This window comes from Streptomyces sp. NPDC058145 (assembly GCF_042884245.1).
Lineage (GTDB): Bacteria > Actinomycetota > Actinomycetes > Streptomycetales > Streptomycetaceae > Streptomyces.
In genome coordinates this window covers 517,466-529,514 of record NZ_JBHVUH010000001.1, presented here as the reverse complement: position 1 = coordinate 529,514, position 12,049 = coordinate 517,466, and the positions used below count along the sequence as shown (strand labels likewise).

The following is a 12,049-nucleotide window of genomic DNA, read 5'->3' as shown; positions in this document are numbered from 1 at the left end:
TACAGCGCCAACTAGGTCTCACGGGGTCGTAAGAATCATCCATGGCCCCGGTATGCGGAATTCCGCAACATGCCGGCACGGACGAACGGGGTCTTCGAGTCAGCCATGGAATATCTCAATGGCCAGCCATTGACGGACGAAAGTCCCGCCGAATCGCGCGCCGTGGGACACGCTGCCGAGGGAACCCAGTTCGCGCAGTACGTCGGCAGCGACACGCTGCTGTCCCTGCAGCGCACCCGCACCGGCGCCGAGACCGAACCGTCCTTCCTGATCATCACTCAGGTGATGGAGCTGCTGTTCAAGCTGGCGTACACCGAAGCCGTGCGCGCGCGGGACCAGCTCGAGCGCGACGACCTTCCGGGGACCCTGCGCACACTGGGCCGGCTCCGCAGGACCTGTGTGTCGCTGCACGGCGCCTGGGAGGCGCTCGGCTCGATGGGCCCGACCGAGTACGCCGAATTCCGTGACGCGCTCGGCGACGGCTCGGGATTCCAGTCCTACATGTACCGGCACATGGAGTTCGTGCTCGGTCACAAGGTCCCGGCGATGGCCGAGCTGCACCGGGGCCACGAGCGTGTCCACCGCGAACTCCTGGCGACACTGGGCGAGATGAGCCTCTACGACGCCGCCCTGCGCCTGCTGTGGCGACGCGGGCTGCCGGTCCCGCCGAGCAGCGTCGAACGGGACTGGAGCCGGCCGCATCCCGAGCGGGACGAGGTCGTGGCCGTCTGGCACACCGTGTACACGGAGCAGGAGAAGCACGCCGATCTGTACGTGCTGGCGGAGGCCCTGTTGGACGTCGCCTTCGAACTCGGCCGCTGGCGCGCCACCCACCTGCTGACCGTGGAACGCCTCCTCGGCTCGAAGACGGGCACCGGCGGCACCTCCGGGGTCACCTTCCTGCGCCGCGCCGCCGAGCACCGCTTCTTTCCCGAGCTCTGGGCGGTCAGAGCGGACCTCTGAGCCACCGCCGGAACGACCCGGCGGCCGGCCCGGGCCGCGGACGGGCCCGGGCGCGATCCGCCGGAGGCCCACCCAACCGCGCCGTACACCTCCGGACCACCACGTTCGGTGCACGACTCTCCAAAGGCAGGTCTCCCAATGATCAAGAACGTTGTCATCGTCGGTGGCGGAACCGCCGGCTGGATGACCGCCAGCTACCTCAAGGCGACCTTCGGGCCGAACGTCTCCGTGACGCTGGTCGAGTCGAAGAACATCCCGACCATCGGTGTCGGCGAGGCGACGTTCAGCACGGTCCGCCACTTCTTCCAGTACCTGGGCCTGCAGGAGCACGAGTGGATGCCGGAGTGCAGCGCCACCTACAAGCTGGCCATCCGGTTCGAGAACTGGCGTGAGCCCGGCCACCACTTCTACCACCCGTTCGAGCGCACCCGGGTCGTCGACGGTTTCCCCATCACCGACTGGTGGCTGCGCGGGGGCCCGTCCGAGCGCTTCGACGACGACTGCTTCGTCATCCCGGCGCTCTGCGAGCAGAAGTCCTCGCCGCGTCACCTGGGCGGCGAGATCTTCGAGCAGCGCGAGGACCGGCACGGCAGCGGGTCGGAGCCGGTGGGCCGCAGCACCATGAGCGAGCAGCAGACGCAGTTCCCGTACGCGTACCACTTCGACACGGTATTGCTGGCGAAGTTCCTCACCAAGTACGGCACCGAGCGCGGGGTGCGCCACATCCTCGACGACGTCACCAACGTGGCGCTCGACGAGCGGGGCTGGATCAGCCACGTCGACACCGCCGAGCACGGCGAGCTGCACGGTGACCTGTTCATCGACTGCACCGGCTGGCGCGGGATGCTGCTGAACCAGGCGCTCGAGGAGCCGTTCCAGTCCTACCAGGACACCCTGCCCAACGACCGGGCCGTGGCGCTGCGCGTGCCCGTGGACGCCGCCGAGCGCGGCATGCGCCCGTGCACCACCGCGACCGCCCAGGACGCGGGCTGGATCTGGACGATCCCGCTGTTCGACCGCATCGGCACCGGCTACGTGTACGCCGGCGACTACATCACCCCGGACGAGGCCGAGCAGGCCCTGCGCGACTTCGTCGGCCCGGAGGCGGAGGGTGTGGAGGCCAACCACATCCGGATGCGGATCGGCCGTACGCGCAACACCTGGGTGCGCAACTGCGTCGGCATCGGCCTCACCGCCGGCTTCGTCGAGCCGCTGGAGTCCACCGGCATCTTCTTCATCCAGAACGGCATCGAGCAGCTGGTCAAGCACTTCCCGGACCAGAACTGGAACGAACAGCTCCGCGTCTCGTACAACAACCACATCGCCCGGATGATGGACGGCGTCCGCGAGTTCCTGGTCCTGCACTACTACGCGGCCCGGCGCCAGGACAACCAGTACTGGAAGGACACCAAGACCCGTCCGCTGCCGGACGGTCTGGCCGAGCGGCTCGAGCTGTGGCAGGCGAAGCTGCCCGACCGCGAGTCGGTCTTCCCGCACTACCACGGCTTCGAGCCCTACTCGTACCACGCCATGCTGCTGGGCCTCGGCGGTGTGCCGCTCCAGTCCTCGCCGGTCCTCGGCGCCATGAACCCGGCCGCCGCGGCGAAGGAGATGCAGATGATCCGCGAGGAGACGCGGGACCTCGTCGCCAAGCTGCCGAGCCAGTACGAGTACTTCGCCCACATGCGCCAGGCGCGCTGACCGCCCTGGCCTTCCCCGGCCCAGAGCAATCCCCCATCGCACACCGCCGCGGCCCCGCGGGCCGCGGCGAAAGGACAGCAATTGACTACGGACGAGTCGCTCGCGGAGCCGGCGGCCAAGGCGCCGCCGCGCAGCCCCCTGCGTGACAGGGACTTCCGCTGGCTCATGGTCGGCAACACCGCATCCAACTTCGGCGGGCAGATCGGTGACGTCGCCATACCGCTGGTGGCCGTGCTCACCGTGGGCGCGTCCTCGTTCGACGTCGGTGTCATGCGCACCGTCGGGCAACTGCCCTATCCGCTGTTCGTGCTCTTCGTGGGTGTCGTCGTCGACCGGTGGCGCCGCCGCAACATGCTGATCGCGGCGGACCTCGGCCGTGCGGCCGCCCTGGCACTGATCCCGCTCGCCTACTCGATGCACCAGCTCGGGCTCTCGGCGCTCTACATCACCGCGTTCCTGATCGGTACCTGCATGGTGCTGTTCGACGTGGGCTCGCAGGCGTATCTGCCCCGGGTGGTGGAGCGGGACCAGATCCCCGCGGGCAACAGCCATCTGGAGACCGCGCGTTCGGCCGCGCTGATCGCCGGTCCCGCGCTCGGCGGCCTCTTCGTCGCCTGGTTCTCGCCGGCCAACGCGCTGATCGCCTGCGTGGTGTTCTATCTGATCTCCGCCTCGGGGATCTGGCTGATCCGCAGGCCGGAGCCGAAGCCGACGCCGAGCACGGAGCCCGTGAAGCCGCTGCGGCAGATCGGCGAGGGCTTCAAGCTGGTCTTCGGCAACGCGATCCTGCGCTCCGTCGTGCTGATCGCGGCCATGTTCAACTTCTGCTACGCCGGCTACCTCGCCATGTACCTCGTGTACATGCCCATCGAGCTGAAGCTGTCCAGCTACGAGATCGGCCTCGCGCTCGCGGCCTCGGGCCCCGGTCTGCTGGTGGGCGCGCTGCTCTCCTCTCGGCTGCCGAAGCGGTTCGGCTACGGCCTGGTGCTGAACACCAGCGCGATCGTGAGCTGCGTGTTCCTGCTCGGGGTGTCGCTACTGCACGGCAACGGCTTCCTCACGGTGGGCACGCTGATCCTGCTGAACTTCGTGTACAGCGCGCTCAGCATGACGTTCGGTGTGACGCTGGCGGGCATCCGGCAGTCGATCACGCCGGACCGGATGCTCGGCCGGGTCATGGCGACCCACCGCTTCCTCGGTGTCGGCTCGGTGCCGCTCGGTTCCTTCGTCGGCGGTGTCCTCGGTGAGGAACTGGGCCTGCGCAAGGGCCTGTTCATCATCACCATCGGGATGATCGCGGCGTCGTGCCTCTTCCTCTTCTCGGCGCTGCGGAAGATCGGCCGAGAGCTCCCCGAGGCCCTGGACGCATGACGCGGTACCGCGTCCACCGGCCCGCCTGTCCCTTCCCCCGTAGAAGAACTGAGAGTGGATCATGAGTGACGACGTCCCGTACTTCGTGAACGGCGCCTTTGTCCTGGAGCCGGAGCCCATCCAGCCCGAGCGCAACGGCCGCGTGGACCTCTACGTGCCCCCGGCGGCCGAGGGTCCGCTGCCGGCGGTCGTCTTCGTGTGCGGCGGCCCGCTGCCTGCGGAGGCGGAGTGGATCAACCCGCGCGAGTGGCCGGTCTACCGCGGCTACGGCAACCTGCTGGCCGCCAACGGCCTGGTGGCCGCGCCCCTCCAGCTCCCGCTGCACGAGTGGGACCAGTTCCCCGGTGCCGCCGACGCCCTCAAGGAGGCGATCGAGCAGGTCCGCGCGGACGAGCGGGTCGACTCGGACCGGATCGCGATCTGGTTCTTCTGCGGCGGCAGCCCGCTGATCTCCGACTACCTGCGCACGCCGCCGGAGTGGCTGCGCGTCATGGCGGCGACCTACCCGGCGCTCGGCTCCCGGCCGCACATGGAGCTCGAGCCCCGCTTCGAGCCGTCCCTCGCGGTGGCCGAGCACGGTGACGTGCCGCAGATCGTGCTGACCCGCGTCGGCCTGGAGGCCCCGCTGGTCGCCGAGACCGTGGAGAAGTTCGTCGCCGCGGCGGAGGAGCACCAGGTCGAGCTGACCATCATCGACGTGCCCAACGGTCACCACGGGTTCGACATCGTCGACCACACCGAGGAGTCGCGCGAGGCCGTGCACCGAGCCCTGAACCTCGTGCGCGAGGCCCTGGTCAAGTAGCCGCTTCGGGCCCTCGAGCAACAGGAAGAAGGGACAAGGGGATGAAGGAACAGCCCGAAGGACACCTCGAAACGGCGCTGCGGTCCCTGGCCGCGGAGGTGGAGACCGCCCGGACCTGGAGCCGGGCCTCCCGCTCCCTGGGGCAGGAGCGCATCGTCACGGTGTTCGGCTCCGCACGCACCAAGCCCGGCGATCCGTCCTACGAGCTGGCCCGGAGCCTCGGTGCCGCGGTCGCGCAGCGTGGCTGGGCGGCCGTGACGGGCGGCGGTCCCGGCATCATGCAGGCGGTCCGGGACGGCAGCGGGGAGCTGCTGTCCAGGGCGGTCCGGATCGAGATCGCCGGGGAGGTGCCCGACACCGTGCTCGACCCCAGCCGGTCCATCACGGTGGGCACCTTCGCACTGCGCAAGCTGCTGCTCACGCACGACATCGACGCGCTGTTCGTCTTCCCCGGCGGCGTCGGAACGCTCGACGAGCTGTACGACGTCCTGGTCCACCAGGACACCGACCAGCACCGCCCGTTCCCCGTGATCCTGATGCAGCCCGACGGGGTCCAGCTCTGGGACGCCTGGCTGCGGTTCATGACCGAACACCTGGTGCGCACCGGCCTGGTCAGTCCTTCGATCATGTCCCAGGTCGCCATCGCGGACAGCGTCGAGGACGCCCTCGCGCTGGCGGACAAGGGCATCCCCGCCGACCGCGCGGGCGCCACCGCCTGACGTGCGCCGCGGGGCGTCGGCCGGGCGACCGGTCGGCGCCCCGACATGTGTCCCGGCCCCCCGTCACCGAAGCCATGAGCATCCACGAGATCGACAAGGTTGAGTATGGGTAAGTCAGTGTCCGGCCCGTTCAGTGAGCTCTCCTCCATCCAGCGGCGTCTGTGGTTCGTCGACCAGGTGCAGCCGGGTGACATCGCGTACAACATGCCGGTGGTGCTGCGGGTGCGCGGCTCGCTCGACACGGCGGCGCTGCAGACCGCGCTCGACGGCGTGGTGGCCCGGCACGGGGCGCTGCGCACCCGGTTCACGGTGGTGGACGGGGAGCCCGTGCAGGAGGTCCTGCCCGGCGCCCGGGTGCTGGTCGACGTGGTGGACATGCGTGACCAGCCCGACGCCGAGGCGGTCGGACGGGCCCACGCCATGGGCGAGGCACGCCGGCCGTTCGACCTGACCACGGCTCCGCTGCTGCGGTGTTCGGTGGTACGGCTGGGCGACGAGGACCAGCTGGTCGTCTTCACCATCCACCACATCGTCTTCGACGGCTGGTCCGCCGGCGTCTTCTTCGAGGAGCTGTCGCAGTTGTTCGGCGCGGACCCGGGCGCCCTCGGCGCGCCGGCCGCGCAGTACCTGGACCTGGTCGAGTGGGAGCGGACGGCGCGCGAGAGCGGCGAGCAGGACCGTCTGGTGGCCTGGTGGAAGGAGCGGCTCGCCGGGGCGCCCACGGTTCTGGAGCTGGTGACCGACCGGCCGCGCCCGGCGGTGCAGGCGCACCGGGGCGCGCGCAGGCGGCTGAGCGTGCCCCAGGACGTGGTCGCGGGCCTGGAGAAGGTGAGCAGGACCGCGGGCGCGACGATGTTCATGACCCTGCTGTCCGCCTTCGGCGTGGTGCTCGCGCGGCACGCCGGGCAGGAGGAGGTGCTGATCGGCACGCCGGTGGCGTTCCGGCCGCGGTCGGAGTTCGAGCGGGCGGTGGGCTGCTTCCTCAACACCGTGGTGATGCGTGTGGACACCGCGGGGCAGCCGTCCTTCGCGGAGCTGCTCGGCCGCGTCAAGGACATGTCCCTCGCGGCCTTCGACCACCAGGAGGCGCCGTTCGAGCGCCTGGTCGCCGAGCTCTCGCCGGACCACGACCTCAGCCGCAATCCGCTCGTCCAGGTCCTCGTCAACTTCGAGCCGGAGCCCCGGCTGCCCTCGTTCCCGGGCTGCGAGACCGAGCACGTGCCGAACGAGGAGGAGGCGGCCAAGTTCGACCTCACCCTCTACGTGAAGTCCGCCGCCGGCCGCCTGGACCTCGACCTGGTCTACGACGCCGACCTGTTCACCGAGACCCGGATCGGCTGGCTGCTGGACCAGACCGCCGAGCTGCTGGCGCAGGTGAGCCGTAATCCGCACCGCTCCGTCCTCGGTTACCCGCTGCTCTCGCGGGAGAGCCGCGAGCTGCTGCCCGACCCGTACGAGCCGCTCACCCCCGACTGGCACGAGTCCATCGTCGAGCGCTTCACCAAGCACGTGGACTGCGCGCCGGACCGGGTCGCCATCACGTACAAGGACGAGACCTGGACCTACCGGGAGCTGGACCGGGCGGCCAACGAACTCGCCCGCCGGCTGCGCGCGTCCGGGGTCGGACGCGGCGACATGGTGGGCATCGTCATCAAGCGCGATCCGTCCACCCAGATCGCGATGCTGGCCGCGCTGAAGTGCGCCGCGCCGTTCGTGATCATCGACTCGACGCTGCCGCCCGGCCGTCTCGTCCAGTGCATGCGGGTCAGCGCCCCGAGGGCGCTGATGCTCACGCGGGGCTGTGACGCCCTGCCCGACGAGGTGCTGGCGGCGATGCCGGAGGGCGCCGGAACGATCCGCCTCGACGACGCCGGGGCCTGGGCCGACCTGCCCGGCGACCCGCCGGGCATCCAGATCTCCCCGGACGACGCCATCTACGCGGTGTTCACCTCGGGTTCCACCGGCGTGCCGAAGTGCGTGGTCACCAAGCACGACGCGGTGACGCACTTCCTCGACTGGTACGAGCGCTCGCAGAACCTCGGCCCCGACGACCGGTTCGCGGTCCTCGCCGGCCTCGGCTACGAGGTGCTGATGCGTGACCTGCTGACCCCCATGTGGGTCGGCGGCCGGTCCTGCTTCCCGGTCCACGACCGCCTCGACTTCGCCCCCACCACCCGCTGGCTCGGCGAGATCGGCGCGACCGTCGTCCACCTCACGCCGCCCTACGCCCATGAGCTCGCCGCGGCCATGCCGCCCGGCGGCACGCTGCCGGCGATGCGCCTGGTCGGCATCAACGGCGACGTGCTGCGCCGCCACACGGCCACCGCCTGGGCGGCGATGGCACCGCACTGCGGCCTGATCAACATCTACGGGGCGACCGAGACGCCCCAGGTGATCTCCTCGCTGTCACTGCGCGACGCCGAATCCCCCGACAACGTACGGCCGTTCCTGTCGAAGGCGCCGATCGGGCCGGGCATCACCGGTGTGCAGATCCTGTTCGTGAACCCCGCCGGCGAGCTCTGCGCCGAGGGCGAGGTCGGCGAACTGGTGGTGCGCACGCCCTATCTCGCCAGCTATCTGAACGGGATCGCGGGCGGCTTCACCACCAGCCCGTGGACCGGCGACCCGGAGGACCGCGTCTACCACACCGGTGACCGCATCCGGTATCTCGGCGACGGCTGCGCCGAGTTCGTCGGCCGCGTCGACCACCAGATCAAGCTGCGCGGCCACCGCATCGAGCCCGGCGACATCGAGGGCGTCCTGGTCGGGCACGAGAGCGTGAGCCAGGCCCTGGTGATGGTGCGCGAGGACCGCCCCGGCGACCGGCGGCTGGTGGCCTATGTGACGGCGCAGCCCGGCACGGTGACCGGGGCCGAACTGCGCACCCTGGCCGCCGCCGCGCTGCCCAAGCCCATGGTGCCCTCGGCCTTCGTCGTCCTGCCCGGCTTCCCGCTGAACGCCAACGCGAAGATCGACCGCGCGGCCCTGCCCTCCCCCAGCCACGAGTGGGAGCAGAGCGAGCACTCCCGCCCGCCGGCCACCGAGGACGAGCGGCGGATGGCCGGGCTGTGGGAGGACGTGCTGGACCTCGTCGGGATCGGCGTCGAGGACGACTTCTTCGCCCTCGGCGGCCACTCGCTGCTGCTCACCCGGCTGCTGTCCAGGATCAAGGAGACCTACGGGGTCAGGCTGAGCCTGCGCGAGGTGTTCGAGAACCCGACCATCACCGGATTCCTCGCCCTCGTCGAGAACGGCGTGCCCGAGCCCGCCGAGGCGGAGCCGCTGCCGGTCCCGGTGAGCGGCGACGGCTCCCACGGTCTGTCGCTGGTCCAGCGCCGCCTGTGGTTCGTGGACCAGGTGCAGCCCGGCGACGTCGCGTACAACATGTCGGCGCTGCTGCGGGTGCGCGGCGACCTCGACACGGCGGCGCTGCAGACCGCGCTCGACGGCGTGGTCGCCCGGCACGGCGCGCTGCGCACCCGGTTCACCATGGTGGACGGGGAGCCCGTGCAGGAGGTCCTGCCCGGCGCCCGGGTGCTGGTCGACGTCGTCGACCTCGGTGACCGCGCCGACGCCGAGGAGGTGGGCCTCGCCTACGCGGCCGGTGAGACGCGCCGGCCCTTCGACCTCTCGGTGGCGCCGCTGATGCGCTGCCTGGTGGTGCGTCTCGGCGACGAGGAACGGCTGCTCGTCTTCACCGTGCACCACATCGTCTTCGACGGCTGGTCCGCCGGTGTCTTCTTCGAGGACCTGTCGCGGATCTTCGCCGACGGGCCCGGGGCCTGCGGGGCCCCGGCCGCCCAGTTCGCCGACCTGGTCGAGTGGGAGCGCGTCTTCCTGGACAGCGGTGAGCAGGACCGCCTGGTGGACTGGTGGAAGGAGCGGCTGGCCGGCGTCCCGACCGTGCTGGAACTGCCCACCGACCGGCCCCGGCCCGCGGTGCAGGCGCACCGGGGTGCCCGCCGGCGTCTCACGGTGCCCGACGAGGTGGTGGCGGGCCTGGAGAAGGCCGGCCGGGAGTCCGGCGCGACCCTGTTCATGACGCTGCTGTCCGCCTTCGGCGTGGTGCTCGCGCGGCACGCCGGGGAGCGGGAGGTGCTGGTCGGCACCCCGGTGGCGTTCCGGCCCCGTTCCGACTTCGAACGGTCCGTCGGCTGCTTCCTCAACACGGTGCTGATGCGGGTGGACACCGGCGGCCGGCCGTCGTTCGCGGAACTGCTCACGCGGGTCAAGGACATGGCGCTGGCGGCCTTCGACCACCAGCAGGCGCCGTTCGAGCGCCTGGTCGCCGAGCTCGCGCCCGACCACGACCTCAGCCGCAACCCGCTCTACCAGGTGCTGTTCGCCCTGCAGAACGTCCCCGAGGTGCCGCTGCGGCTGCCCGGCCACGAGGTCGAGGCGCTCGTCAGCACCGAGGCCCGCGCGCAGTGCGACATCAGCCTGCGCTTCACCCAGGGCGACGACGGCCTGGTCGGCATGCTCGACTACGACCTCGACCTCTTCGACGAGGCCACCGTCGACCGTCTGACCGGCCATCTGCTGAACGTTCTTGCCCAGGTCGCGGCCGACCCGGCCGTCCCGCTGGGCCGGCTGCGGCTAGCGGGCGAGGCCGAGCACGAGCGGCTGACGCGCTGGAACGGGACGGCCACGCCCTACGACCTCGACCGCACGCTCCCCGAGATCATCGCCGAGCAGGTGCGCCGCACCCCCGACGCGCCGGCCGTCCGGTTCGAGGACGAGGTGCTGAGCTACGCCGAGCTCGACGGCCGGGCCAACGGGCTGGCGCTGCGGCTGCGCGAGACCGGTGTGGGACCGGACGTGGTCGTCGGCGTGCATCTGCACCGCTCCGTGGAGCTCATGGTGGCGCTGCTCGCCGTGCACAAGGCCGGCGGCGCCTATCTGCCGCTGGAGCCGGACCACCCGGTGGAGCGGCTGCGGACGATGGTGCGCACGAGCGCGGCACCGGTCGTCCTCACGGCCGAACCCGCGGGAACGTTCGCCTCAGAGGGCTGCGTGGAGCTGCCCGTGGGCCGCGAGAGCGCCGAGCGGGGACCGGATCCGTCGGCCCGCCCGGGCGACCTCGCGTACGTGATCTACACCTCCGGCTCGACGGGCGCGCCCAAGGGCGTCCAGATCCCGCACCGCGGCATCGTCAACCGGCTGCTGTGGATGCAGGAGTCGTACGGCCTGACGGCCCGAGACCGCGTGCTGCACAAGACGCCGATCAGCTTCGACGTCTCGGTGTGGGAGCTGTTCTGGCCGCTGATGAACGGGGCCTGCCTGGTCCTGGCCGCCCCGCGGCGGCACCGCGAGCCGGAGTACCTGGCCCGGCTGATGGCCGATACCGGCGTGACCGTCTGCCACTTCGTACCCGTCATGCTCAGGGCGTTCCTGGACACCCCGGACGCGGCGCGGCTGACCGCACTGCGGCTGGTGGTGTGCAGCGGCGAGGCGCTGCCGGCCGACGTCGCGCGGCTGTGCCTGCGCACCCTCGACGCGCGGCTGGAGAACCTCTACGGCCCGACCGAGGCGTCCGTGGACGTCACGGCCTGGACCTGCGAGCCCGACGACGACTCGGCGCTGGTGCCCATCGGCGCGCCGATCGCCAACACCCGGGCGCACGTCCTGGACGACCGTCTCGCCCCGGCCCCGATCGGGGTGGCGGGCGAGCTGTACCTCGCGGGCGAGGGTCTGGCCCGCGGCTACCAGGGGCGTGCCGCGCTGACCGCCGAGCGGTTCGTCGCCGCCCCGTACGGCCCGGCCGGCACCCGGATGTACCGCACCGGCGACCGCGCGCGGTGGCTGCCCGGCGGCCGGCTGGAGTTCCTGGGCCGGCGCGACGACCAGGTGAAGGTGCGCGGATTCCGCATCGAGCTGGGCGAGATCGAGCAGGTGCTCGGGCGGCACGACCAGGTCGAGCAGGCACGGGTCCTGGTCCGCGAGGACAGGCCGGGCGACCGGCGCCTGATCGCCTACGTCACCGCGCCGGCCGGCCAGGTGCCGCCGCCGGCCGCCGAACTGCTGGCGCTGGCGGCCTCGTTGCTGCCCCGGTACATGGTGCCGGTGGCCGTGGTCGCGCTCGACGCCTTCCCGGTGTCCTCCAGCGGGAAGATCGACGCGAAGGCGCTGCCCGAGCCCGTGATCGAGCGCGAGGCGGCCTCGCGGGTTCCGGCCACGGAGCCGGAGCGGATGCTCGCGGCCCTGTGGGAAGAGGCCCTGGGTGTCGACGGCGTCGGCGCGGACGACGACTTCTTCCAGCTCGGCGGCGACTCCATGCATGTGATCGCGGTGGTGGGCCGGGCCCGGCAGCGTGGCTTCGGCTTCACCGTCGAGGACATGTTCCAGACCCCCACCGTCGCCGCCCTCGCCGCGCACCACCGCGGGGCCGCCCGCGAGGAGACCGAAGACAGTCCTGTGCCCGAAAGCGTCGGCGAGTTCTCCCTCTTGTCCCAAGAGGACCTCGCCCGACTGCGTGAAGCGTGACCGGCAGGAG

The 12,049-nt window shown here is 71.2% G+C and carries 6 protein-coding genes; all 6 read left to right on the top strand.

Annotated elements, in window-relative coordinates; all coding sequences use genetic code 11:
- Positions 1-162 precede the first annotated feature (162 nt).
- Positions 163-963 carry a tryptophan 2,3-dioxygenase gene (locus tag ACFVVO_RS02500; RefSeq protein ID WP_390051109.1) on the top strand — a complete coding sequence of 267 codons (801 nt, stop codon included), beginning with the start codon at positions 163-165 and terminating at the stop codon, positions 961-963.
- Between the two features lie 138 nt (positions 964-1,101).
- Positions 1,102-2,664, top strand: coding sequence for a tryptophan halogenase family protein (locus ACFVVO_RS02495; RefSeq protein WP_390051108.1), 1,563 nt, complete (start codon positions 1,102-1,104; stop codon positions 2,662-2,664).
- A gap of 81 nt (positions 2,665-2,745) precedes the next feature.
- Positions 2,746-4,035, top strand: a complete 1,290-nt coding sequence (locus ACFVVO_RS02490) for an MFS transporter (protein WP_390051107.1) — start codon at positions 2,746-2,748, stop codon at positions 4,033-4,035.
- 61 nt (positions 4,036-4,096) lie between these two features.
- Positions 4,097-4,837 (top strand): alpha/beta hydrolase, encoded by a 741-nt coding sequence (locus tag ACFVVO_RS02485; RefSeq protein ID WP_390051106.1) that lies wholly within the window; start codon positions 4,097-4,099, stop codon positions 4,835-4,837.
- A gap of 41 nt (positions 4,838-4,878) precedes the next feature.
- A complete protein-coding gene (locus tag ACFVVO_RS02480; protein WP_390051105.1) occupies positions 4,879-5,556 on the top strand; it encodes a TIGR00730 family Rossman fold protein in 678 nt (225 codons plus the stop codon).
- A 105-nt stretch (positions 5,557-5,661) separates the two neighbouring features.
- On the top strand, positions 5,662-12,039 hold the full coding sequence (locus ACFVVO_RS02475) for an amino acid adenylation domain-containing protein (protein WP_390051104.1): 6,378 nt from the start codon (positions 5,662-5,664) through the stop codon (positions 12,037-12,039).
- The last annotated feature ends 10 nt before the right edge of the window (positions 12,040-12,049 follow it).